Source organism: Salinibacter altiplanensis (assembly GCF_002894645.1).
Taxonomy (GTDB): Bacteria; Bacteroidota; Rhodothermia; order Rhodothermales; family Salinibacteraceae; genus Salinibacter; species Salinibacter altiplanensis.
In genome coordinates this window covers 203,644-228,837 of the sequence record NZ_NCQY01000002.1, presented here as the reverse complement: position 1 = coordinate 228,837, position 25,194 = coordinate 203,644, and the positions used below count along the sequence as shown (strand labels likewise).

Below are 25,194 nucleotides of genomic sequence, written 5' to 3'. Positions count from 1 at the left end.
GTTGAAAATAACTGAGGCAGAGAACGAAAATAGGAGACACTGGAATTGACGTCCCATCTCTTTCAGCCCCTCGGGCTTTCGGCTCTCCGGATCTCAAATGCTACTGATGCGCTTCTGCCTGTCCCGAAGACTCAATCATGCGCACGGACTCCTGCTGGGCCGCCCTGCGGATCTCTTCCACTGTCCAGCGTGCCGTCGCAACTGTTCCAGAAACGCTGTTGATGGAGAAGCCCGCTTTCACAAGCGATTCCGGGTCATCAGACCGCACAAGCACACTGTGCACCGCCGATCCGTCGTCGCGTGCAGGTCCCTGATGCCCTGGGTTCGCCCCATCCAGGACAATCCGTTGCAATTGAGCATCAAGTTTTTGCTTCTGCTCAGCCGTAAGCTCCGCCTCTCCGGAACACCCGAGGAGGACCAAGCTGCAGAATGCAAGACAGAAAGCAGTAGAACCAGCATGAAATAGACGAGTCGTGTCGAAAGGCATCAGTCCGAAGTATCTTCGGTCTTCCCGAGAAGAGCTGAACTGTGGTGTGCAATAACCAACCCACTGTTTCTATGCATTAATTCCTTTCGTCCCGGGCTGGCCGCTGAACGCCTTCTCCATCCCAAATGTAAATATCGCGTTAATCGACACGAGAAAATCACGCAGCAGCAAGGGGGCCCCGAATATTTTGGCCAGAATGCTTCTATGTTCGATAGGAGACGGTTTGCCCACTTCCGTCCAGAAACTCTTTCAGGAAAGCAGTCACCGCTTGTTTTCGGCCTGCCACTTCCCCCCTGTCCAGTACCGTAGGTGCCCCTGGTAGGACTCGAAGTAGTCCGCGTCGGGAACCTCACCGATCGTGCCCCGCTGGGCAAGGGTGTCGGCGAGGCGATCGTACTGGGATGATGTGCCCACCGACTCGGGACGGAGGGATCGATCGAAGCAAACAAGGATGTATGCTTCCCCTCTCTGTTCGGAACTTCCAACGTATCCCTCCCGGACCTGGACCTCGATCCGCCCCCCCTCCCGAACCCGAATCCTCCGCACCATTGAAATTCCATTGCCCTGCGCGGCTCCCACCTTCGTTCGGGGGAACCGGAGGTAGGCCCGCTCGGTGGCACGATCGTGACTAGACACAGCGTACTCCGGCGTAACCGGACCATGGCCCTCGACACGGTCCGGGTCAAGCACCGCGAGGGCGGCCTGGTCGTAGGCATTCGTGTGCCCGCCGATCAAAAGCTCTTCGGGTCCGTCCCCGTCTAGGTCGACCGGGACCGGTCCAACCTTGAAGTGACCAGGGTGCAGGTACCGCCCCATCTCCTCGCCCGTCCGTGCGTCGAGCTGAAGGAACAGAGAGGGAAAGTAGGGCTGATGCGCAGTTGTAACGTACACCTCCGGCCGGTCGTCCCCTGTGAAGTCCCCGATGGTCATGCCGGAGGCCGTGTATTGCCCAGCCCGCACGGCCGGCTTGTTCGGAAACGGTGCCGCAAGGCTGTCCAGCGAAAAGTGCCAGAGCGGCTCATTGGCTCCCACTTCCTTGCAGGCCACAAAATCCCGATCATCGGACTGGGGCGTGTTCTGGCCCCAGCAAATTTCCTTTCGACCGTCGCCGGTGACGTCGTGAAAGGCAAACGCACGGTACCGGCGGGTCGGATCGTTGGCTCGCCGGACCACCTTGGCCCCGACCGAAATCCGCTCAATTGCCGACCCACCGGCGTTTTTGACGATCATCTGCTCGCCCTCGAAGTCGGCCGTTGCGGGCGTTTTGTCGAGGGGCCCATACAGGAGGACCCCGAGTGTCAGCACGAGAACGGCGATCACGGCTCCGGCAAACACCGGTCCGCGCCGTGCCCGGAGGCACCGCGCCGCATGACGCAGCCAACCGGTTTCGATCCGCGTCGTCAGTCGTCGGTGGTTCATAACGTTCCGGAGCTCCGAGACCCCAACGACGTCTAGGGCCCCGTGGGGATGGCGGTCTCGGAGGCGATCCAGAATCCGACGGGCCTGCGCCTCCTGCGCCGCCGGTACCGCCAAGGTCTCCTGCGGGGAGAAGAAGGCCGTCCGTACCTTGATGGATAGTCCTTGCTCGCTGACGGGGCGGACGGCCTCTCCCTCGCGATTCGGTGATTTCTGCCGGGGAGGGCCGGGCCCACTGCCCGAAGAAACAGCCCCAGTGAACGCCGCGTCCGGCCGTAGGACCAGTCGTTGCCGGTGCCCAGCCTCCTCCAGGGCAGACGTGTAGAAGAGCGAGGCGATCGGAAGGCCGGCCGACCGTCCCTCCCGTCGGAGGCAGGCCCAATCGAAGGCGAGGCGTCCCTCCAGGTATCGTCCGCGAAGGGTGGGATGCTCACGGTCGATCCATGCGCGGGCCGCAGCCAGCGGTTCCTCAACCACGCTCTTTGAATTGGCATGGAGCGCGCCTCCTGTCCACAGACGGTCTTCGTCTGCAGACACCGAGGCGTCCCCACCCGGCGACGTGGCGACAGCCCCTCGAAGGTCAACAAGCACGCGCCGCAGGGCGCCGACCTCGTGCGAACATGGATCGGACCTTTCACGAGTCCCCCGAGCCCAGGCAGGAAGCCGCTCGACGACCGGCACCCAGGCCCCATGCCCCCTCTCTTCCTCCGGGGGCGTTAGCGCCCAGTGATCCAGAAGCCACTCCAGTTCGAGCTCCAGACCCTCCCTCTTTTCCTCTTGCCGCATCTTCTGGAGACGCCGCTGGGGAGACACCCGCCCGGACGACTCCCCTCCGTTCTTGGGGCCTCGTGCGGCGCGGACGCTTTCGGAGAGATCATCAGGGACTCCATCGCACTTCACGAGCTGCCGGAGGGCTTTCTTCATCGACCCGGCGTAAGCGTACAGCAGGGCCGCCCGCCGGCGAAGTGCTACTTCGGTTCGCCGCAAGGGGGGAAGCCCCGCAAGCGCTCCTCCTGCCGTTCGCGCCTCAGCGAGTTGGTCCGCAAGCTGAACCGGGGGCCCCAGTGGCAGACCGACCGGGTCGAGGGCCTCAGTTAGTGCCGAGAGCGGCTCCATCAGCGACAGGAGATAGGACTCCATCTCGGGCCCTTTGGGATCCAGACGGGCCAGAAACAACTGCGCTTCCACAACAGCCCATCGGCCGGATACCGGGCCATCGATCATCTCGCGGAGACGACGGAAATGGGCCTCTCGGCCCGTCGGCTCGGGCGGTCTCACGGGGCTAGGAAGGCGTTCAAATGCACAGGCACAAGGCTCGTCTCTTCCGCGCCCTATCTTTCAGTCTTCGGTCCGCGCGGAGATATCCCCGAGACCGGCTGGGCGCCACGTTCATTCGTAGAGCCGGAGCACCAGACGCTTCCCAGACGGGATCGGGGCCGGCTCCGGCGCCCCCGATCGAAGGGACACGAGAAACGAGTCCGCCCCTGGACTCGACACCCCAAGCAAGACGGGCTCATCGGTCTCTGCAGGTCCGAGACTGAGACTGAGCCGGGCTCCGTGGTGCCGACAGATCAGCCGGGCGCCTGCTCCATGACGGGGCGCATCCTCCGACTCAGAATTCTCTTCCGGCGGAGGACCCGACGCCGGAAGCATCGCCGTTCCCTTCGGCCGAACCTCCGCCGAGGCGACGGGACGACGCACCACAGCGGAGATCCCTGTCCATTTCTCAAGGCTGCTCCGCCTCAGGTTCTCCACCTCGGGGCCGATTCGAAGCTCAAACGACGCCCGTCCCTCTTCATCGGTCAAGATGTCGCGGCCAAGTTCGGGGAACGACACCACTGCGTACGCCTCCCCGCGCTGCGTCTTGTCCCCCGATGCAGACAGTACGTAGAGTCGACCGTGTCCGGTCTGCCGGTCCCCAACCACACGAACGAGCACCCCTTCGCCGTCGGACGAAAGGGAGGCAAGGTCTACAAATCGGTTTCCCGCACTGTCCGCCACTGCCGGACTTCTGGGCGGCGGAGCATCGGCGGCGAGCACTGTGGGACGGGCCTGCAGGCCAGAATTGTGGGACGAAACGGGAATCACCGTAGCCGTCTCATTCTCCGGTGCCTCGGCAACCTCTTCCTGAAAGAGGGCATCCACGAACGCATCCACACGAGGGTCGGTCGGACGCTCTTCGCCAAACCGATCGTAGAAGTCCCGAAGAAACTCGGCGTACAGGGCCGCTCCCCGATCTTCATTCACCAACTGCTTTGCCCGCTGCCGTTCGTCTTCCACCATATCCTCTGGCCGGCGAACAAAGCACTCGATACGTCGCTCATCATCAGAGGTCACGGTCGCACCGGTCCGATTCGAGGGACATTGGGACTCCTCAGGGGCATGATCCGCTGCTCTCAGAAGGTCTGCTTATCCAGTAGCAGAGTGGTACTACATGTTTCCTTCCGACTGGAATCACTTGCTGAAAACGTCTCCAATCTCCTTGAGGATCCCCTTCTTCCAGGATCCACCTACACCCGCGACCTCCAAAAGCACCCCCCAAAGAACTCCTCACGTGCGGGTCTCCGCAAGCAGAAACGTCTTCACACGACTTCTTTGAGGCGTTCGATCAAGGCCTCACGAGCCTGCCGCTCCAGGTATTCAAACCGGGCGCGATGCTCCATCCGGTACTCGTCCTTCGTGAGCGGAAGGTGCTCCGAGAGTGCCTCAAAATGGGTCATCTCTGGATCTCCGGGCGGAACGAAGCGGGCCTCGAGCCGGTCGCAGAGCGCCTGGAAATAGGCGGCATAGGCCTGTTCCGTAAGCTTGTTCTGCCTCACGTAGGTGGCCCGCTTTTCGGACCGCAGCGCCTTCAGAGTGCGATCGATGTATCGCTTCGTCTCATCGGGACGCAAGAGGGGACGCTCCGGGCTCACATTCATCCCGGGATGTTCTGTCACTGCCTGCACGCGAACGCGGGCCGCCCGCATGGCCTGGGCAAGACGGGTCAGCGGGTAGGCAGCCTCGTAGTCGAAATGACCCCTAAGTGCATCAAGGGCCGCGTCCAGGAGGTCTTCCGTTGAGTGGGCCGCCGCGACTGCACTCGTCAGGTGGGCTTCCAGAGTCTGTAGCGGCATCGGACGCCCTGTGCGAGCGGCCGTTCCGGACGCCCTACCCACTGCCTCTGTCTCCGTAGGTCCCTCCACAATTTCGACCCACTGGACCGATCCTCTACGATGTAAGCGAACATCCTCTCGCTGGCCGATCGCTCGTTTTAGGGCCCGGATTTGGTTAGAAAGCGATCGATCCGCAGTTCGGTATGCCTCAAACAGCCAGTCGGTGACAGCACTCTGAACAAGGCGTCGGAGGTCCTCCATCAGCTGCTTCTCCGGACAGTCCGAAGAGACCTGTCCCTCGAAATAGCGTCGCAGCTCAGGAAATCGGCCTTGGTCATCCCGCTCAAACAGGCCAGCAACCGCGTCCATCGCCAAATCCCCCACATCCTCCCCCAGCACATCTTCGCGGAGGGACTTCGTTCTTTTTTGCTGGCAAAGGGTAGCACGAGCAATCCGATGACACTTCTGCACAATGTGTTGGGTGGCCCGGCGCGTCGGGGCCTCTCCAGTCACAATCTGCAGAGCACTTCGAAGCGTGTGCTGGTCTCGTGCCAAAGGAGTGGGAATGCCCATAACTTTGTAGCTTTACGTTGTCTATTTATTTTTCGTCGATGCATTTTTTCGTCCTATCCTTCATACCATATTTTATTCTTATAAATTTTAGTTTTGTGTGTTTTTTGTACTCTCTCGTACTTATATCTATATTTCATTTTATTTGTGTTATTTGCGTCATACACCTTGATTTCCAAAGTGTTATGTTTGTTTTCATCGGTTAAGCCGTATTCGAGGTGGCGTCCTCTTCTAGACCGGTCTCCTGCCCAGCTCCACAACAGAAACTTCACCAGTACGAGGTCCCCCCTTCCCGCTCTACAATCGGCGATTCTGGTGTGGCCTGCGACCGAAAGTGCTGGGGACGAAGTGACCGAGTGCTTCGGCAGAAAATCTCTTCGGGGGCGGCAAAAAGCGGAACCCTCCGGCAGTCCGCGTCGAGAAGGCGTCCACTTTGTTCAGAAAGATCCTCCGCCGGCGCTCAGGAGGACCTGCAATGAGAGTTCTGTCGTGTGGCGTGGTCTGCCACAGTCATTGGGGCTCTCTCAATCGTCCGAAAATGTACTGCTGTGTGTCCCACGGACCAGCTCATCCCACCAGTTCAGATCATGTGCTTCCCTCATCTAGAAGGGCCCCACCTCGAAAACGTCACCGGCCGTACACGACGGTCGTGTGCTTCACGTACAGGCCCAGAATGCTCCTCGTCTTGAAGTCTACGTGGTGGATGTCTGAGATTTCGGCATCCCTCGCGGCGGCCTGGATGCTGGCATCCCCCTGTGCGACGAGGCCAAGGTACCCCTCCGCGGTAGAGGTGCCCTTCTTGAGTTCACCGGCCTGGACAGACATTTCGAAGCTCTGGGTCGACTGGGGCCCCTGTACATCCGTGAGAATCGTTCCGCGGGGGACCCCCCGTACGCCAGTGATTGCCGCACATCCGCTCGTCAACAGAAAGAGCGCAAGCATCAGAGGAGCGAGAAAGAACGTGTCTTTTTTGGCCTTCATGGTTCTGAAAGCGAATCGGTTATGGGGATTGACCAAACCTTCGCGTACAGGATGTCTTCTCTCCCTCCTTAGATACGCGTCAGTCTGCCCCGACTCATTCGTCACGACGGATTTCCGAGGGGTTTTGAAGCCCCTGCGCGGACACCACGTGATTCCCGACTCACGTCACCACAGTGCCTCCCAACAGAACCAGAGACAAGGGGCAGAACAGGCCGGCTGTTTCTACTCGGGGTACTTCGACGGAGAAGCGTCAAACTGATCGCGGAAGAGCCGAGAGAAGTGATCCGGACTCTCGTATCCGACGGCATCGGCCACCTGATAGACCCGCAGGTGCGCGTCCTCTCGTAGCAACTGGGCCGCTCGCTTCAGGCGGAGGTGTCGGACAAATTCAGCGGGGGTCTGCCCCGTGGCCTCTTTCAGTCGGCGACGCAACGTGCTGCGGCTCACCGACATTTCGCTCGCAAATTGCTCGACGGTGAATCCGGACTCGTCGATGTGCGCCTCCACCACGGCCCGCGCCTCCTCGTAGAACGCTTCTTGCTCCGGCGTCACGGAAATGTCGGTGGGGCGCATCACCACCTCCTGGCCGTACTGCCCGCGCAGGGCCTCTCGACGGTCAAGGACCGACCGGATGCGAGCACGGAGCGTTTCCATTGAGAACGGCTTCTCGACGTATGCGTCGGCTCCGGCGTCGAGGCCTTCCACCTCGGCGTCCTCCCCGGCCTTGGCCGTGAGCAGCAGGACCGGCACGTCGCACAGCGCATCGTCGCTCTTGACGCGGCGGCACAGCTCCACACCGTCCATCCCGGGCATCATCACATCGCTGAGGACAAGATCGGGGGACGCCGCCTGAACCCAGTCGAGGGCCTCCGCGCCGTCTTGGGCCTCCAGGACGTGGTAGACGTCAGAGAGTTGGCCTCGAAGGTACGTGCCTGTCTCCGCGTTGTCCTCCACGACGAGAAGGGTCGGGGACGATTCTGCAGGCGCGGCGCCGTTGCTCGCGGCGTCGCGTCTGGTCTCGGGACGTGCGCGCCCCCACTCCAACTCGCCGTTCTCGTCCGGTGTCACCGAGGCGTCTGCTCGGGCTTCCACACTGTCCTCGTCCCTCACCCGGTCCACCGGCTCGGCCTCGGGGGCCTGGACCGGAAGGCGAACGCTGAAGGTGCTTCCCATCCCCAGTTCACTCTCGACCTCAATCGAGCCCCCATGCAACTCTGCCAGCTTGTTGGCCAGCGACAGGCCCAGGCCGGATCCGTCTGCCTGATGGTCATGGGCTTCCGTCCCCCGGCAGAACCGATCAAAGAGGTCGGGGATCTCGTCTTCGGGGATGCCGGGGCCGGTGTCGGAGACACGAAGCACAGCGGTCTGCTCCGACGGGTGCTTTACATGAAGCAGGACCTTTCCACCTCCAGGGGTGTATTTGAGGGCATTTTCGAGCAGATTGCCCAGCACAGAGCGCAGCTTTTCGGAATCGAACACACTGGGTACCTGCTCCGGGTCGGTGCGAAAGCGAAGCTGAACGTCGTTTCGCTCAGCCATCGGCTCAAACGAACGCGTCGTTTCGCGAGCGAACGCCACCAGATCCCCTGGGCTCGGATCGAGGGAGAGACGACCAGTCTCGGCACACGAAAGCTTCAGCACCTGATCCACCAGATCCTCCAACCGATTGGCGTTGCGGAGAGCCGCGGTCAGCAGTTCTTGCCTCTCATCGGGAGGCGTCTCGTCCCCATCGGCCAGTACGGTGCGGAGGGGCATGCTAATCATCGTCAGGGGGGTTCGCAGCTCATGGGAAAGATCCTCAAACAGTCGCCGGCGCGCCTCGTCTAGTTCTTTGAGGCGCCGGGCCTGCTTCTCCGTCCGTTCCTTCTCCTTCCGGAGCGCCGCGGTACGCCGCTGGATCTTCTGCTCAAGCTCCTTCTCACGGACATGCTTCACCCGAAGCCGGTGAAGCCCCAGTCCGCCCACGATGATCAGGCCCACAAGTCCCACATAAAACCACGTCGTCTGATAAAACGGCTGCGCAGCCACAGTGAAAAACGTCGGGGACGAGGTCCCGCCCCCCGGTGGAGGTGTGTGCACCGTAATCGCATTTTGGCCCGGGCCCTCAACCCTACCCGGTGGCACGGTGGCCTCCAGCCCAATGGTGATCGCGTTGGGTTTCGGGCTGGACTTGATGGGGGTGGTGGGAAGGTCGTTCCCGTTCCACCGCACCGTCGAGGAGGGGGTCATTGTAGCCCCCTGGACGGTTACCTTGAATGAGGTCCCGTCCTGAGTCCGCCGAAGGGGCCGCACGACATCGATTTTCGGCGGCGGCGCTTCCACCCTGAATGTGTCAACGTTCGAAGAGACGCCGTCCGGGTGGAGGACCTGCACCGTCCACGTGCTGGCCGCAGTCCCAAAAACAGCTCGCACCCGCACGGTCTGGGCATCGACGTACGTCAACCGGTCCTCTGCTTCGATTACCGTATCCACCACGTCTTCCGCGTGGAGCCGCACGGCAAAGTCTTCGTCGAACCCACCGCCCTGTATGGTCAGCTCCCTCCAGTCGATACTACCAACAATCGGATCGGGCTGGACCGCGGAAATGCGTGGTCCAGTTTTCTGCGCGTGGAGGGCCCTGGCGAGGATCGCAGCGGCCAAGAAGACCAACCCCACGATCATCGTCCGGCAGGAATAGGCTGCTCCAAATCGACCCATGATGTTTTTCAATAGCTCACTTCAAAAAAGCCGTAAGAGGCACTTAGGACCACCTGGTCCTGAACAATCGTCTTGCACATAGCGCCTTGTGTCCCGTGGTACTCCAACAGCGGGAGACGCAGGAACTGAAGATGCCTGCCGTGGAAATGGGAATCTGCGAAGACAAGGCTCTCAGACGCGGCAGCCCTCCGTCAACCCTTCTCTGAACGGCTTTCAATTATCTTCTTCAAACAGGCCAGCACGAGCATCCACCGCCACGCCTTCAGCACCGCCTTTCCGGTGTATCCCCATTGCCATGGGACATTGCCAGGCGCGCATCATGCTTCTGTTGCGGACGTGGAGTCGTCCCAGAACCGGACACGCCCCCCAGAGTGGAAGCGGGCAAGTGAAGGAACGGCCAGATTGCCCTGAGAACCATGGACAAGCCCACGACGCGAACGTACGTTAGAAGACGGCAAATTTGCGTGCACAAAAAGAGAGTTGGGGGAGCAAGATTTGGATTCATCGTTCCAGAAACCCTCGTAGAATGGAGTCATTGGCAGAGCCAATGTCCCGGATCAACCAAGGTGTACTACCCTCCCTCCCATCGGAAATTCGTGGGCCCGTTGTCTTTCACTCTCTAGCATAGGAACCCGGTCAACCGGTCCCGTTCTGCCGCTTCACACATGAATTTTCTCGTCCCCACATCCTCTTCCGTTTTTTCTTTTTCTCTCCTCTTGATGGGCGTGCTCCTTGGCCTCGTCCCCTCGTCGTCGGCACCTGCCCCTCCGCCGCCATCCGCGCTCTCTTCGTCGTCGTCCTCCGCCGCGCCCACACTCGGCATCGTCTGGACGCCGCCGTCTCCACCGGACTCGGCCCTCTCCGCCCTGGACCGCATCGCAGCCACCGGGGCCACGGCCGTCCGGCTCACACGCCTCCCCCCCGACACGATCGCGGGCCGGGCCGATTCGCTGGGCCTGCGTCTGTACGTCGACCTGCCGATCCGTCACGCCTCGGCCGCCTCCCTGGCGGACACACTCTCTCGGGTCGGTCCCACGCTGACCCGGCTTCTCGCTCTCGCCGATCGACATCCTTCGATTACCCACGTCGGCCTTGCTCAGGGCGTCGATACGACAGTCCCCCAGACCTGTGAGCACCTGCGTCGCTGGGCGAGTCGTGTCCACGGCCGGTCTCCGTCGCTCCAGACCTACTACGTAACTCCATTCGCTTCCACCGCCGATCGATGCCAAGACGCCGTGGATCGGCCCCTGCTCGACCTCCGGGGCCGTCCGCGTCCCGCAGAGCAGTGGCGGGCGTGGCCTGCCCACACGAATGGAGTCGGCATTGGAGCTTTGGGGACGTGGACGCGTCCGTCCGCCTCGTCTGGACTGCAGGTGCCCCACTCTGCGGAGCGCCAGGCCCGGTATTTAGAGACCAGCTTGTCTCGGCTCCTCAACTCCTCCCGCACGGCGCCCCCTGTCGTTTTCGTCGCCCGGTGGCAGGACGCGGCGACGCCTCCCCTGTCCGCGCGGCACTACGGACTGCACGACGCGGCCGGAATCCCCCGTCCCGCGGCGCGGGTCGTTCAGGGCATCTACGCAGATGCCCAGCGCACCTTCGCGTTTCCCGACGGTTCCCCCCCGGCGAGCTCGTACGGCCTCGTCCTCGTGGGCTGGGGGCTCGTGGCCGCACTCGGGCTTTTGTACGCCAGAAGCCTCTTTGTGCGAGAGACCGTGGTCCGGTATTTTGCGGCGCCGGGGTTTTACCGGGATGCCCTTCGCAACGGACGCGACGCCTCCTTCGGCGCCAACGGCCTGCTGCTGGGCCTCGTGGGAGGAAGCCTCGGCCTCACGGCCACCCGTATGGCCCAACTGGCAGCGGCCGCGCCCGTCACCGAACATGTGCTCGCTGCCCTGCCTCCCGTCGTGCGAACCGCGCTGGCACCGGGCATCAGATACCCGGTGCTGGCCGGCCTCGTTGTGGGCGGGGGCGCGATCGTCGGGCTCCTACTCTGGATGGGGATCTTGGTAGCAACGGCTCGACTCGGGATGCGCTTTTCGGGGGCGCAGGGGCTCATGCTCATTGCGTGGCCGTGCTGGCCCGTCCTGCTGGTCCCCCCCATCGCCCTCGCCGCGGGCCCGGGCGCTCCGCTGTCACCGTCGCTCTTTTCCCTCATGCTGCTTGGGGGCGGTGCCCTTGCCCTCCTCTCTGTTTCCTTCCGCGTGCTCTTCGATCACTGGCGAGTGTGTGATCCCCCCGCGTGGACCCTCCTGCCCCTCGTGGCTCTGAGCCCGCTCGTGCTCGTGGGCACGTCTCTCCTGGGGGCGGCGCAGTACGGAGTGCCCTTCCTCTTCCTCTGGCGCCTGGCCGTCTACGCCTAGCGGCCCGGTCGGGCCGTGCTCACAGCGCCCAGGTCACCATCTCGGGAAACAGCATCAGCGCCACCAGCCCGAGCACCTGAATTACGATAAAGGGCACCGCGCCTCGGTAGATCTGCGTGGTATTTACCTCATCGGGCGCCACGCCGCGGAGGTAGAAGAGCGCGAACCCGAAGGGCGGCGTCAGGAACGAGGTCTGCAGATTCATCCCCACCATCACGCCGAACCACACGAGCGCGGCGTCCGCCGTGGCCCCAAACTCCGGCGGCAACAGCCGAGCGGCCGGGGCCTGCAGCAACGGAATGATGATGAACGCGATCTCGAAGAAGTCGATGAAGAACCCGAGCAGGAAGATGACCAGGTTGGCCACCACCAGAAAGCCGATGACCCCACCCGGCAGGTTCGTCAAGAGCCCCTCCACCCAGAAGTCCCCGCCCAGTCCCCGAAACACGAGCGAGAAGGCCGTGGAGCCCACCAGCAGGAACATGACCATGGAGGTCAGCCGCAGGGTCTCGTCCATCGTCTCGTGGAGGGCCGTCATCGACAGGCGCCCGTTGGCCGCGGCAAGCGCCATCGCCCCCACGGCCCCGAGCGCCCCGGCCTCGGTGGGGGTCGCCACCCCGGCGAAGATGCTGCCCAGGACGAGCAGGATGAGCACCAGGGGCGGCAGCATCACCAGAAGCACGCGCTTCAGCAGGCGCATCGGCGCGATGTCGCGCGTTTCTTCAGGGAGGGCGGGTGCCACATCGGGCCAGAGGAGCGCCACCCCGCCTGCGTACAGGGCGTAGAGGCTCGCCAGGGCGACGCCCGGCACCAGCGCGCCGATGAAAAGGTCCCCCACGCTGATGCCGAGTTGGTCGGCCAGCACGATGAGCACAATGCTCGGCGGAATGATCTGTCCGAGGGTCCCCGCCGCCGTGATGACGCCGGACGACAGCTCCTCGGAGTAGCCGTAGCGCAGCATCACCGGCATCGAGATAAGGCCCATCGCCACGACCGACGCCCCCACGACGCCCGTGGCCGCGGCCAGCAAGGCCCCCACGAACACGACCGCGATCGCGAGCCCCCCTCGCATCCCCCCAAACAGCTGCCCGATCGTCGTGAGCAGGTCCGCCGCCAGGCGCGATTTCTCCAGCATGGTGCCCATGAAGATGAAGAAGGGCACCGCGAGGAGGATAAAGTTCGACATCACCCCAAAGATGCGGGACGGCATCGCCTGGAGGAGGCCCCAGCTGAGCAGGCCCGCCTGCTCGCCGATGAACATGAACACGAGGGCCGTCCCGCCGAGGGAAAACGCGACGGGGTACCCGGAAAAGATCAACAGGAGGGCCCCCGCAAACATCAGCGGGGCGAGGAGATCGGCACCCATGGGCAGTGGTCGTCTGCGTCTCGAAAATTTACGTGAGTATGTCGTGTGAGGCGTGGTTCGTGACGCGTGAACCCGGACCTGTATTTCGAGTACTCACAACTCTTCACACATCACTGCATCACTCATCACGCATCCCCTCGGAGACCGCCGTTGACACCCGGAAATGGCATCGGGGAGGGGCCCTTGCGAGGACTGAGGGGATCCCGTCACCCCATTCGGGGCCGGGACTCGCGGTCCGTCGGATCGGTGACCTCGTGGCCCCGAAGCACGGCCACCTTCCGGATGATGAGGGCCCCTCCCTGCGCCATCACCAACAGGAGGGCCAGCGGAATGACGGTTTTGATGGGGTAGCGGGGCAGGCCGCCGGGGTCGGGCGACCCCTCGAGGATCACCCACGAGTTGCTCACAAACGGGATCGACATCCACAACACCAGCCCGCAGAACGGCAGGAGAAAGCACACCGTGCCCAGGATGTCGATCCACGCCCGTCCCCGACGCGAGAGCCGGTTGTACAGCACGTCGACCCGCACGTGGTCGTCGTACTCCAGCGTGTAGGCCGCCCCCAGTAGGAACACGAGGCTGAAGAGGTACCACTGCATCTCAATCCAGAGGTTGGAGCTCAGCCCCAGGCCCGTGTACTTGTCGAGGTAGCGGGCCAGGGCGTTGAACGCCCCCACCCCCACCATCGCCAGGGTCAGCCAGTAGAGCAGGCGGCCGAGCCGGTCGTTTAGGCGGTCGATGCGGCGGGCCCACCGAAGCCAGCGGTCCATGTGCCGGGGGCATTGGTCGTTCGCGGAGTGCGTGGGTCACAGCAAGGGTACCGGTTGACGCCCGCATCCTCAAACGAAGGCCCCCACGTCCACCGTCCCAATGCAAAAAGGCCGCCCCCTCTCCCGACGGCTGTCGGGAGCGGAGCGGCCCTTGGGACCGTTCTCAAGGATATGGAGCGGGGCCCTACGCCGCCACGGGATCGGCCCCCGTCTCGATGGGAACCCCCACGAGGTTGCCCCACTCGGTCCACGAGCCGTCGTAGTTTCGAACGCGCGGGTGGCCGAGGAGCTGCGAGAGCACGAACCAGCTGTGGCTCGACCGCTCGCCGATGCGGCAGTAGGCAATGGTCTCCTTCTCCGGCGTGATGCCCCGCTTCTCGTAGATTTCTTTCAGCTCTTCGGCGCTCTTGAAGGTGCCGTCCTCATTCACGGCCTCGCTCCAGCTGATGTTGTGGGCGCCGGGGATGTGACCGCCGCGCTGCGCGCCCTCGTTCAGGCCCTCGGGTCCCAGCTTCTCGCCACTAAACTCTTCCGGGGAGCGCACATCGACCAGCTCCACGTCGTCGCGGTCGAGCGTCTGCTGCACGTAGCCGGAAAAGGCACGGATCGAGTTGTCGGGGGCCGAAGCAGACCAGTTGCCCGCCTCGTGGTCCGGCGCCTCGGTACTCAGAGGGTAGTCCTCGGCGAGCCACTTCTTGCGGCCGCCGTCCAGGACTTTCGTGTCCTCGTGGCCGTAGTACGTAAGCTGCCAGAAGGCCCAGGCAGCAAACCAGTTGTCGTTGTCGCCATAGAGGACGATCGTCGTGTCGTCGTCGATGCCCGAGTCGCGCAGGAGATCCTGGAAATTCTCTTTCGAGGCCAGATCGCGCGTCTGCGTGTCGGCCAGTTGTGTTTCCCAGTTCCAGCCAACGGCGCCGGGCACGTGGCCCTCCTCGTAGGCGGAGGTGTCCACGTCCACCTCGACAAACCGCACATCGGGATTGTCGAGGCGATCGGCGGCCCAGTCGGTGGAGACAAGTACGTCGGGATTTGCGTAGGTACTCATGGTTGAGGGGTGTGTTGGGGTGTTGAACGAAAACGAGGGGGGGCGGACGTCGGACTGAGCACGAGGGCGACGGAAATACACGGACCCCATCGTCCTTGGAAGCCCAACTGTAGGAGAGAGCAACGGATACCCTCTCTGCTCAAGTGGGACGCAAGAGCGTTGCGTTCTCGCCAGTTCAATCCCACAGTTCAGTCCATACGAGACGCAGTCTGGTCTCGCCAGGGAGAGAGTGCCCGGTGCGAGACGCCCGCATCAGGGCCGGAAAAAAGACTCCGGGGGACTGGCGTTATCCGCGACAGGACGCAATCATGCTACGCAAACACGAACAGAGACACACCGGCGCAGTGAGGGTCCGGACAGAGGACGAGAGGTGAGAACTGCGCACGTCGGCGTGACGCATGTGCATGAACGCGGATGATTCGAAAGACGGCCAGCATCGCCACGTGGGACGATCACTGGCTAATCCTGAATAGCACAATTCAAATCTGCACGACGGGTTCCAGCATCTCGGATCCACTCCCGGCCTCCCCGCCGGATCCACGAAGACGTTACGCTTCGTCGTCGGCGTATTGGTGTGCCCGTTTCACCACGTCCTCGTCGAAGTCGCGCTCCCGCCACTGCGCCAGCCGGTCGGCGACCTGTTCCTCGTATCCCTCTGTGCTCGGATCGTAGAAGTAGGTGCCCTGCATCTCGTTGGGGAGATACTGCTGCGGCGTGTAGTGCTCGCGGTACGCGTGGGGGTACTTGTAGCCCTCGCCGTGGCCCAGGCCGTCTTTGTCGCGAGACGGGTCCTTGAGGTGCTGCGGGACGCCCTCGGTCTGCTCCTCACGGACATGTTCGAGCGCGTCGAAGTAGGCAAACGTGGTGTTGCTTTTTGGGGCCGTGGCCAGGTAGAGGCAGCACTCGGCGATTAGAAACTGCCCCTCCGGCATGCCCACGTAGTCGAACCCCTCCGCCGCACTCTGGGCCACCTGCAGGGCCCGCGGGTCGGCGATCCCCACGTCCTCAGCCGCGAAGATGAGCATCCGCCGCAGAATGAAGCGCGGCTCCTCCCCCGCGTACAACATCCGGGCAAGCCAGTAGAGCGCCGCGTCGGGATCGGACCCGCGCAGGCTTTTGATGAAGGCGCTGATCGTGTCGAAGTGGGCATCGCCCTCCTTGTCGTAGAGCACCGCCCGCTGCTGGATCGAGTCTTCCGCCACGTCCAGGTCGATGTAGACGGTCCCGTCGGCGTCGGGCGCGGTGGTCTCCACGGCCAGCTCCAGCGCGTTGAGGACCGAGCGGGCATCCCCATTGGCCGTGTCGATGAGGTGATCGAGTGCGTCCTCCGTGATCTGCACGTCGCGGTCGCCGTAGCCACGCTCCGCGTCGGTCAGTACCATGGCCGCCACCTGCCGCAGGTGTGTCTCCGCCAGCGGCTCCAGCTCGAAGAGGCGCGACCGGCTTACGAGCGCGTCGTTCACCTCGAAGTAGGGGTTCTCCGTCGTGGCCCCCACGAACGTCACCGTGCCGTCCTCCACGTGCGGCAGCAGGGCGTCCTGCTGGGCCGTGTTGAAGCGGTGCACCTCGTCGATGAAGAGAATGGTCCGCGTCTGGTGGTGCCGGAGGCGGTTCTTGGCCTTCTGGATCGCCTCGCGGAGGTCGTTCACCCCGCTCAAGACTGCATTCAGGGAGGCAAAGTGCGCCTCGGTCGTGTGGGCAATAATGCGGGCGAGGGTGGTCTTGCCCGTGCCGGGCGGGCCGTAGAAGAGGACGGAGGTGACGCGATCCGCCTCGATGGCGCGGCGGAGCAGCTTCCCCTCGCCGATGAAGTGCTCCTGCCCCACGAATTCATCGAGCGTACGGGGGCGCATGCGGTCGGCGAGCGGCGCGCGGTCCTGACGGGCCTGCTCCGCCTGCTCATCAAAGAGGTCGGCCATCGGTGCGGCAAGTGGTCATGTCGATCCGGGCAATGCGCGGTCGTGCTGAACCCATCGGGGCGGACTGAGTGTTCCGGGAAGGCTACTGGTAGTCCTGCCGGACGGGACTGAACACGTCGATGAGTTCGCACGCGGTCACGGCTTCTCCCGAATGCGGAGTGTCGGGGGGGATGACGGCGATTCGACCCGACTCCAGAACCTCGGTTTCCCCATCAAGGGTGAGCTCGAACGTCCCCTCCACCACGATCGAGATTTGCTCGTGGGGGTGGCTGTGCTCGGGAAACGACGCGCCGGCCTCTACCTCCCAGTTCGTCACGGTCATGTTCTCGCCGTGCAGAAACGCGCCCAGGTAGCCGGGCATCTCTTCGGAGCGGTCGAGGGCGTCGAACGAGTGGACGGGCATCGATGGATACGCGAAGACGATTGGAGACATTTTGGACTCGGTCAACCATCGCCTACCGAAATCGTTGCGGCCGGTCAGGGCTCCGCAGACTGCATCCCACCCGGCTCCACACTCGCCCGCCGAGTGGGGCTCGGCTGGGGATGAGTCCTCAAGGTTCCCTCTCCTGTGCCGGTGCGCGACCCGCTGCGGCCGCAGTCGGACGATCTTCGTCTTCGCAGAGCACAGCTGCACGCCGCTCGTGGAGCGACTATTGCTCAACCCCCACAGAGAACGTAAACCCCTGACTTCCGAGGTTCTGGCCCGTATGCGGCTCGAACTGGTACCGGGCCTCTATCGTGAATGTCCGGGAGTTCACGTCGACGCTCAGTCCCGTCCCAATCATGGCGCCCAACCCCTCCACGCTCGGAGGGACGGACGCAGCAAGGTTAGAAGGACGGGAGCCGTCCGCCTCTATCGTACTCGAACTTTGCACGACCTGGCTAACGACCGGACCTGCAAACAACGTGGGCGATACAGTCTCCAACGGGGCATGGACCCGAACCAGGAGGGGCACCGCAATGACCCCCAGCTTGTCAACCTCCGTTACGGTCGTTCCTCTGGCCCGAAATTCATTCGATGCTCCCTTCTGGACGTATAGAAGCTCCGGCTGGAAGGACACCCATCCGGGTGCCCCGAGCCGCACGTATCCTCCCCCCACGAGGCCGGCCCGCCGCCCTCGATTGCTCTGGGCCCCACCGTCGATCGTCATGGAGGCCACCCCAAGCCGAAGTCCAAGCCTGGTGTCGATCTGACCAGTGGCGGGGCGAGGCGAAAGCAGAACACCCGCGAGAAGCAAGACGGGAACAACCAACCTGTAGAAAAACCTCGAACGTTGCATGGGCTGAAAGGGGTTGTGTACGAGAAATAATTTCACCGGGACAGAATTGTCCTGTCCGTGGTCGCCAAGCCTTCTTCTGGGCCTTCTACGGCACGTGTCCGGAGTCAGAAATCCGGATTCAGCCTCGCATACTCCAGGCCGATGTGTTTGATCTTTCGGCGAGCGTTGAATCCGCCCGTGTTCGTGGCCCGGAGGGCGAGACCCGTGAGTACTCTGTCGCCCGGGGCTACGACGGCCACATCGTCGAAGTCTCTTCGCTGCCTCCGCAGGCCAAATGTCGTGTCGTCGGCCGCACCCCGCAGCCGCAAGGCTCCATCCTGCTTCCCGATCGACCTGGAGCTGAGATCGATCGACTGGACGTGAGGCGAGTTTTCCATGTGCACCGCCACTCCGGCTGCGACGTGTCCGTCGGGAACCTGTGGAAACGGATCGTCAAGATCGGGGGGTGCCTCGCAGTTCTCGGCCGTCCGGATCGCAAAGATGATTCGCGCTCGAGGCCCCAAGCTTCCGTCCCTGAATACTTCTCGGTGCTGGAGGTGAAGGGCCTGAATTTCCACCCCGCCATCCTTATCCGCGGCACTCGCGCTAAGTCCGGTCACCACATGCCCGTCCGGTACACTTCCGCCTATCTCCATCTGGGCAGGGACAATCTCTGAGACCGACGTCACGAGGGAGTCGGAGTAGTCAAATTGAGACGCTGCTGCTCCGAAGGGCTCCACGACGGTGCAGGAGATGTCTCCGGCCGCTACTTTCGGCACACTATCCCCCTGTTCTTCAGAAATGGGCCCTCTTGAATCACACCCAGAGGCAAGAACAACAGCTAAGAGAACTAGGGGCAGAGAGCCTACGCCTCTCGGTACAAAGAGGAACGAGGGAACGGACATCGGACAACGTGGGACTATGGCGCAACAGTGGCCACCTTCACGTCCAGACGGACTTGGGGCAGCCCAGGACACATGCAGGCAGTGGAGTCGGACTGAATACAGTTCTAAAGTATTACTTTCTTAGGTATGTATCAAACCAAATACACAGAGCCTATTTTAGGATGTTACACTTCCGCAATCTGTTCGGGAATTGACGTGCCTCGCCTCAGAGGGAGACGCAGCGGAGATGCGATGACGGACGCGCTCATCAATTCCCCAAAAAACCCTCCGAAACGCATCCTTCCCCCTTTCAGAACGTCCCCCAAGTCCATAGCTTAGCAATCTGTCACCGGGATTGTCTACCCACCCCATTTTCCATGAAGGATCCCCTCCGAACGCAGATCCGCCACGTGCTCGACGCCCTGGGCGACGTGCCGGACGACTTCGAAATCGAGCTCGAAGAACCGGACCGCCCGGAGCACGGCGACCTGGCCACAAACACGGCCCTCCGCCTCGCCAGCGTGCTCGGGGACAACCCGCGGTCCATCGCCGAAACCCTGGCCGCACAGCTGCGGGAGCGCGTCGACCCGAGTCGCATCCAGAGCGTGGAGGTGGCCGGGCCCGGCTTTGTCAATTTCCGCTTTGCCCAGGACTATCTCTTTGAGGGCCTCGCCGATCTGCTGGCAGAAGGCGACACGTTCGGGAAGACGGACAATGGGACCGGGCAAACGGCCCTCGTCGAGTACGTGAGCGCCAACCCCACCGGCCCCCTCAACGTGGGCCATGGCCGCAACGCAGTCCTTGGCGACACCATCGCGAATCTGCTGGAGTGGACCGGCTACGACGTCACGCGCGAGTACTACTACAACAACGCCGGACGCCAGATGCGCGTCCTTGCCCAGTCGGTGCGGGCCCGCTACGAGGCACTCGCGGGAGACGTCTCCACCACGTCCCTCACGCTCGACGACGGCACCACCGTGGAAGTGCCGGCGGGCTTTCCGGAGGACGGCTACCTGGGCCAGTACATCACGGAGATCGCCGACGACCTGTACGACGAGCACGGCGACGCCCTCCTCGCCACCGACGACCTGGCGCCGTTCCGGGAAGCCGCGGAGCAGGCCATTTTCGCCGACATCGAGGACACCCTCCGCGCCCTCACCATTGACATGGACGGCTACGCCAACGAGCAGGCCCTGCACGACGAGGGACGGGTGCAGGAGGTGCTCAACGGCCTCGACGACGCCGGCTATACCTACGAGGAGAACGGGGCGCTCTGGTTCAAGACCACCGAGTTTGGCAAAGAGGACGACACGGTGCTCGTGAAGCAAACCGGCGAGCCCACGTACCGCACGCCCGACATCGCCTACCACACCGCAAAGTTCGGGCGCGGCTTCGACCTGATGGTCGACGTCTTCGGGGCCGACCACCACGCTGCCTATCCGGATGTGCTGAGCGCCCTCGACGTGCTCGGCCACGATACGGACCGGGTCGACGTGGTCCTCTACCAGTTCGTCACGCTCGTGCGGGGCGACGAGCCCGTCAAGATGAGCACGCGCCGCGCCAACTACGTCACCCTCGACGACCTCATCGACCAGGTCGGCGCCGACGTGACCCGCTTTTTCTTCCTCATGCGCTCCCCCGACACGCACCTAAACTTCGACCTGGAGCTAGCGGAGGAAGAGAGCGAAAAAAACCCTGTCTTCTACCTCCAATACGCCCACGCCCGCATCTGCTCGGTCCTCGACAAGGCCGAGGAGGTGGGCTTTTCCCACGACGCAGACGCCGACCTGTCCCTGCTCACACACGAGGACGAGATTGCCCTGATCAAAGAGCTGCTCCGCTTTCCCCAGGAACTACAGAATGCCGCGGAGGCTCGCGCTCCCCACTTCGTTCCCAACTACCTGCGCGACGTTGCCACCGCGTTCTCCCAGTTCTACGACCACTGCCAGATTATCGGCGAGGAGAATGAGCGGGCGTCCGCCCGCATGCAGCTCGCACGGGCCGCGAAGACCGTACTCAAGAACGGCCTCACCGTGCTCGGAATCTCTGCCCCTCGACAAATGTGAGCGGGGCGAACAATGAAAAGAGTTGGATTGCCCCTGTCGCTCCCCCGCAGCCTCTTTCTACGCCGCAACCGGCCGGGAAATGGACGCATCCTCGAGAATGGCATCGAGCTCGAGCATCGTCAGCGCCCCGTCGAGCAGCGCGTCGAGCCGAAGCACCTCGTCGGAGTCAAGCACGACTGTGGGATGGCCGTCCACCCGAAGCTGCCACCGACAGTCACGCTCACAGTGGTACACCTCACTCGCCAGCGATCGCGTCGTGTCACGCAACACCGGAACCTCCGATGCCGCCAAGGTCCAACGCATACCGCCGAACTGAAGGCGGACGCGACCTCGCGTGGTGCGCCTCACAGAGCCATGGTCGGTCGCGAAAAGAGCAGAGGGGCTGGAGGGAACAGAAGAAGCCATGGGGGACGAACCAAAGGTGCCGAGGATACTACTGGCTATTTAGATCGGATCTAAATGACCGAGGTTTCTCACTGCGAGCTTTTGGGATGTGAAGGTTGCGAAAAGCCCTGAACGCAACGAGGCAGAATCGCTTGGTACAATGCCGATTTTTCACTTTTCCCATCGCCTCCATGCTCTTGCAGATCCATTGGGACGTCGACCCGACAATTTTTCAATGGGGCATTTTGGCCCCGCGCTGGTACGGCCTGCTGTTCGCGCTGGGCTTCCTGATCGGGTTTTACCTGATGCGTCACGTGTTCGAGCGCGAGGGCAGGCCGGAAGAGGACCTCGACTATCTGCTGTTTTACCTGCTTGGGGGGACCATCATCGGCGCCCGACTCGGGCATATCCTGTTCTACGCGCCCGGCTACTACTTTAGCAATCCCCTCGAAATTCCCATGATCCAGCGGGGCGGGCTCGCCAGCCACGGGGGCCTCATCGGGGTCGTGCTGGCGATTTGGCTCTACTGTCAGCGTCGGGACGACCAGCCGTTCTTGTGGCTGCTCGACCGCCTGGCCGCTCCCGTCGCTCTTACCGGCAGTCTCATCCGGCTCGGCAACGTCTTCAACTCTGAAATTCTGGGCGTTCCCACCGATCTGCCTTGGGGCGTCGTGTTTGAACGTGCAGCCCGAGTGCGACAGGGCATCGAGGCCGTTCCTCTCCATCCCGTACAGCTTTACGAGTCGATCTGCTACTTCATTGTCTTTGGGCTGTTGTGGCGACTGTATCAGCGACAGGGCCCCGACACGCCGCGGGGCCAGCTGGTGGGACTGTTCTTCACACTCATCTTCGGGGCCCGGATCGTGCTCGAATTCTTCAAGATGCGGCAGATCCACTTCGAGGCCACGCTGCCGATGGGCCTAAGCATGGGCCAGTTGCTCAGCGTGCCCGCCGTGGCGGTGGGCCTGTGGCTGTGGCAGCGGGCAACCGTTCCGTCTTCCTCTCCGGCCCGCCACTGAGTTCCGCTCGGCGGCCGTGGTGCGCACCGCAGCCATGTGCTCCGCAAAGACGGACCGGCGGGGCGACAGCGCTTCGGCCTGCTGAACGGCCCACTGCACGCCGTCCTAGACGTCCATGCCGACGTAGGTTTTGGCGAGCAGGGCGTAGCTCTCATCCTTCAGCGGCTCGCACCGTCCCCACAGAACGTCCCACGCCTCGGCGTAGCGGGCCTGTCCCTGGCGGCTCCGAGCTCTCCCGCCCCCCGGTGCGACCGGGCTTCCTTCGCGAGCCTGACGGCACGCTCCGACACGTCCTCCGGGGGAAGCTCACTGGCCAGTCGCCACTGCTGCATGTCATTGAGCAAAGCCAGATCCGTCACTTTTTCCAGGGCGCGCCCCACGCGCCCGAGAACCGCGCCTGATCGCTTGTGAGCACCGCGTTCATGGCCGCGACAATCTCGTAGTAGGACTGATGGGCTGCGGCGAAGGCTCTCCATAATCTCTTCTCCAAAGACCTCTTGGTCCTCGTGAATGTTTTCGTTCATGAGTTGGAGAACCTCTCGGGATTCGCTGTCCCAGCCTTCCGCGTCCAGCCGTTTCTGTAGCTCAGAATGGCGGGGCCGACGGAGGAGCGACGGACGAAGGCGATCGAATCCGGTTGAGCACGTTCGCACTGGCGGCATCGAGCAGGGCCCGGGCCTCCGTCACGAACGAGAAGGTCGGCTCAACGGCGTCGTGGAAGGGCCGGAGGGCATCGATGGCCTGGAGCGGTGCGCCGTCGCGCAAAAGGCGCCGCCCCGTCGTGCTCCGCAGGACAGCCCCTGCGCGGTGCTGATCATTTTCCCCTGTCGCCGCCGGAGTTTTCGCGCACATTCCACCCAGGCGGCCCATTGGACACATTGACCCTTTCCCCACGCTGTGGCAGGTTGTGGGCAGTTTCATCGAGGCTCCTCCAAGAAACGTGTCCCTCGTGTTTGCCTCTCCCCTGGTGTCCGACCCGATGGCCATCATCGCGCTCTTCAGCGCTGTTCTCGGGCTTGTGTTCTGGCTGGAATCCTTTGAACGCTTCGCCCCCCTCTTCAAATACCTCCCGCCGGTCATTTGGGCGTACTTCGTGCCGATGCTCTTGACCACCGCCGGCCTAACCCCGGCCGAGAGTCCAGTGTACGACTGGATGTCCACCTACCTCCTGCCCTTCTCGCTCTTCCTGCTCATGATTACGGCCGACGTGAAGGCCATTCTCCGCCTGGGCCCGATGGCACTGTTCATGATGTGCGCCGGGACACTCGGCATCATCGTGGGCGGGCCGGTCGTGTTCGCCATCTTTGGGCCGTTCTTCGAGGATCCCGTGGCCTGGAAAGGATTCGCCGCCCTCTCGGGAAGCTGGATCGGCGGCACGGCCAACATGGTGGCCATGAAGCAAAGCTTTAGCACGCCCGACAGCACGCTGGGCCCGCTCCTGGTGGTGGACGTGGTGGCCGGGTACGGCTGGATGGGGGTACTCATCTTCTTGAGCGCCTACCAGGACCGCTTCGACGACTGGATTGACGCCGACACCACGGCGATGGACCGGCTCAACAAAACGATGGAAGAGGCCACGGACACGCACCGACCCGTAACGCTATCGGACCTGGCGGTGATGGTGGGACTGGCCCTGGCGGCCACCGTGGTGGCGCGGGCCGTGGGCGGCTGGTTTCCGACCGTGGGGGGCATCATCTCGGCGAGCACCTGGGCCATCCTGCTGGTGGTAACGGCGGGGCTGGCCTTCTCGTTTACACCGCTGCAGAAGATGGAGGACGCTGGTGCCTCGCGGATGGGCTACTTCGCACTCTACCTCCTGCTTACCTCCATCGGCGCCAAGGCCGACCTCGCTGCGGTGCTCGACGTGCCGCTCTACCTGCTGGCCGGCGTCGTATGGATCGCCATCCACATCGCGTTCCTGCTGGCGGCAGCACGCATCATGAATGCGCCCCTCTTTTTTGTGGCCACGGGCAGCATGGCGAACGTAGGAGGGGCCGCCAGTGCCCCCATCGTCGCGGGCGTTTACCTGCCGGCACTGGCGCCGGTGGGGCTGCTCATGGGCGTGGCCGGCTACATCCTCGGCATCTACGCGGCCTGGGGCTGTGGCCTACTCATCAGCATGGTGGCGGTGTGAGAGCTGTGTGGCGAACGGTCCGTGCCTCTCGAGCGTCCTCGGATGTTTCCCAATGTTTCGGGGAAGGTGCCCCTATCACGAGGGAAAATCAACATACCAGCTTCTTACTACGGATCCTCCTGAACACCAGCGAAGGGGCTCTCCGAACGAGGCGGAGGCCTCCTCAAAGCATACGGCCGAAAGGCTCGACGCTTCGCCGGACCCGAAGAGGTCCCCCACAGGAGCATTCGGGCGCTTCGTTTCCATCACTCGGGCGTAGGCTCTCTCAGAATAGCCGATTGCGGAGCGGTCAGGCTGGATCTCACACCAATAGTTCTTGTCGTGTAGAGAGGATGCAGGGGGTCGTTTGGGCGCCCTTGTTCGGCTTCGCCCACTGGGTGTACTCGGCTGCACCTCGCCAGTCGCGACACTCGTGCCGGCCGGTTTGACCTCGACCAGGCGGCCCGCATCAACGGAATGAACATCGCCATAGCCCGCCTCATGCAGGACGCCGGCTTCGACCGCTGGAAGGGCGATGACGTGCAGGCCCGCCCGCCAGCTCGACACCGACACGTATGGGAATTTTCTCGCTCTCGAAGCTGTCTGTGGCCTCGTGCCCGCCCCTCCTGCCGGCCCGTAGGACGAGAGGGGGTTAGCGCGAACCTTGACTGGAAACCGACAGGAATCCATTGATTCCCGAACGGGCATCATTTTAGTTGGGCGTTGGAGTCCGTACTTCTCCGTTCCGGAACCGTCCCTCTGA

19 protein-coding genes are annotated in these 25,194 nt (G+C 63.1%); 4 read left to right on the top strand and 15 right to left on the bottom strand.

What is annotated here, in order from left to right:
* Nucleotides 1-100 precede the first annotated feature (100 nt).
* The 6 genes from B7R93_RS01075 to B7R93_RS01050 all read right to left on the bottom strand — a co-directional run bounded on the left by B7R93_RS01075 (nucleotide 101) and on the right by B7R93_RS01050 (nucleotide 9,189).
* Nucleotides 101-487 carry a hypothetical protein gene (locus tag B7R93_RS01075; protein ID WP_103019000.1) on the bottom strand — a complete coding sequence of 129 codons (387 nt, stop codon included), beginning with the start codon at nucleotides 485-487 and terminating at the stop codon, nucleotides 101-103.
* A gap of 261 nt (nucleotides 488-748) precedes the next feature.
* Nucleotides 749-3,043, bottom strand: coding sequence for a VCBS repeat-containing protein (locus B7R93_RS01070; protein ID WP_103018999.1), 2,295 nt, complete (start codon nucleotides 3,041-3,043; stop codon nucleotides 749-751).
* 249 nt (nucleotides 3,044-3,292) lie between these two features.
* Nucleotides 3,293-4,186 carry a hypothetical protein gene (locus B7R93_RS01065; RefSeq protein ID WP_103018998.1) on the bottom strand — a complete coding sequence of 298 codons (894 nt, stop codon included), beginning with the start codon at nucleotides 4,184-4,186 and terminating at the stop codon, nucleotides 3,293-3,295.
* A 299-nt stretch (nucleotides 4,187-4,485) separates the two neighbouring features.
* Entirely contained in the window at nucleotides 4,486-5,019 is a 534-nt protein-coding gene (locus tag B7R93_RS15110; protein ID WP_103028902.1) for a hypothetical protein, read from the bottom strand.
* Nucleotides 5,020-6,195: 1,176 nt separating this feature from the next.
* Nucleotides 6,196-6,549, bottom strand: a complete 354-nt coding sequence (locus B7R93_RS01055; RefSeq protein ID WP_103018996.1) for a TRL-like family protein — start codon at nucleotides 6,547-6,549, stop codon at nucleotides 6,196-6,198.
* A 222-nt stretch (nucleotides 6,550-6,771) separates the two neighbouring features.
* Nucleotides 6,772-9,189 (bottom strand): hybrid sensor histidine kinase/response regulator transcription factor, encoded by a 2,418-nt coding sequence (locus B7R93_RS01050; protein ID WP_232797884.1) that lies wholly within the window; start codon nucleotides 9,187-9,189, stop codon nucleotides 6,772-6,774.
* Nucleotides 9,190-9,965: 776 nt separating this feature from the next.
* On the opposite strand from B7R93_RS01050, the gene B7R93_RS01045 reads away from it, so the two are divergent.
* The gene (locus B7R93_RS01045) at nucleotides 9,966-11,606 is read left to right on the top strand and encodes a hypothetical protein (RefSeq protein WP_198598549.1); all 1,641 of its coding nucleotides are present in this window, start codon (nucleotides 9,966-9,968) and stop codon (nucleotides 11,604-11,606) included.
* A 19-nt stretch (nucleotides 11,607-11,625) separates the two neighbouring features.
* Here B7R93_RS01045 and B7R93_RS01040 read toward each other — a convergent pair whose 3' ends face one another.
* The 7 genes from B7R93_RS01040 to B7R93_RS01010 form a co-directional block, all read right to left on the bottom strand.
* The gene (locus tag B7R93_RS01040) at nucleotides 11,626-12,972 is read right to left on the bottom strand and encodes a TRAP transporter large permease (protein ID WP_103018994.1); all 1,347 of its coding nucleotides are present in this window, start codon (nucleotides 12,970-12,972) and stop codon (nucleotides 11,626-11,628) included.
* A gap of 206 nt (nucleotides 12,973-13,178) precedes the next feature.
* Entirely contained in the window at nucleotides 13,179-13,742 is a 564-nt protein-coding gene (locus B7R93_RS01035) for a TRAP transporter small permease subunit (RefSeq protein WP_103018993.1), read from the bottom strand.
* Between the two features lie 184 nt (nucleotides 13,743-13,926).
* Complete coding sequence (locus B7R93_RS01030) at nucleotides 13,927-14,787, bottom strand: sulfurtransferase (protein ID WP_103018992.1); 861 nt, start codon at nucleotides 14,785-14,787, stop codon at nucleotides 13,927-13,929.
* Between the two features lie 548 nt (nucleotides 14,788-15,335).
* The gene (locus B7R93_RS01025; RefSeq protein ID WP_103018991.1) at nucleotides 15,336-16,706 is read right to left on the bottom strand and encodes an AAA family ATPase; all 1,371 of its coding nucleotides are present in this window, start codon (nucleotides 16,704-16,706) and stop codon (nucleotides 15,336-15,338) included.
* A gap of 82 nt (nucleotides 16,707-16,788) precedes the next feature.
* Nucleotides 16,789-17,139: a cupin domain-containing protein gene (locus tag B7R93_RS01020; protein ID WP_232797883.1), complete on the bottom strand. Its 351-nt coding sequence runs from the start codon at nucleotides 17,137-17,139 to the stop codon at nucleotides 16,789-16,791.
* A gap of 217 nt (nucleotides 17,140-17,356) precedes the next feature.
* Nucleotides 17,357-17,986: an outer membrane beta-barrel protein gene (locus B7R93_RS01015; protein WP_103018990.1), complete on the bottom strand. Its 630-nt coding sequence runs from the start codon at nucleotides 17,984-17,986 to the stop codon at nucleotides 17,357-17,359.
* 104 nt (nucleotides 17,987-18,090) lie between these two features.
* Nucleotides 18,091-18,870, bottom strand: coding sequence for a hypothetical protein (locus tag B7R93_RS01010; RefSeq protein WP_157942143.1), 780 nt, complete (start codon nucleotides 18,868-18,870; stop codon nucleotides 18,091-18,093).
* Nucleotides 18,871-19,226: 356 nt separating this feature from the next.
* Here B7R93_RS01010 and argS point away from each other — a divergent pair, with 356 nt between their 5' ends.
* On the top strand, nucleotides 19,227-20,915 hold the full coding sequence (argS, locus tag B7R93_RS01005; protein ID WP_103018988.1) for an arginine--tRNA ligase: 1,689 nt from the start codon (nucleotides 19,227-19,229) through the stop codon (nucleotides 20,913-20,915).
* Nucleotides 20,916-20,972: 57 nt separating this feature from the next.
* On the opposite strand, the gene B7R93_RS01000 is transcribed toward argS, so the two are convergent.
* Nucleotides 20,973-21,218 (bottom strand): hypothetical protein, encoded by a 246-nt coding sequence (locus B7R93_RS01000; RefSeq protein ID WP_232797881.1) that lies wholly within the window; start codon nucleotides 21,216-21,218, stop codon nucleotides 20,973-20,975.
* A 272-nt stretch (nucleotides 21,219-21,490) separates the two neighbouring features.
* On the opposite strand from B7R93_RS01000, the gene lgt reads away from it, so the two are divergent.
* On the top strand, nucleotides 21,491-22,318 hold the full coding sequence (gene lgt / locus B7R93_RS00995; RefSeq protein ID WP_103018986.1) for a prolipoprotein diacylglyceryl transferase: 828 nt from the start codon (nucleotides 21,491-21,493) through the stop codon (nucleotides 22,316-22,318).
* A 585-nt stretch (nucleotides 22,319-22,903) separates the two neighbouring features.
* Here lgt and B7R93_RS00985 read toward each other — a convergent pair.
* A complete protein-coding gene (locus tag B7R93_RS00985; RefSeq protein ID WP_103018984.1) occupies nucleotides 22,904-23,170 on the bottom strand; it encodes a hypothetical protein in 267 nt (88 codons plus the stop codon).
* Between the two features lie 97 nt (nucleotides 23,171-23,267).
* Here B7R93_RS00985 and B7R93_RS00980 point away from each other — a divergent pair, with 97 nt between their 5' ends.
* Complete coding sequence (locus B7R93_RS00980) at nucleotides 23,268-24,452, top strand: DUF819 family protein (RefSeq protein WP_232797879.1); 1,185 nt, start codon at nucleotides 23,268-23,270, stop codon at nucleotides 24,450-24,452.
* The last annotated feature ends 742 nt before the right edge of the window (nucleotides 24,453-25,194 follow it).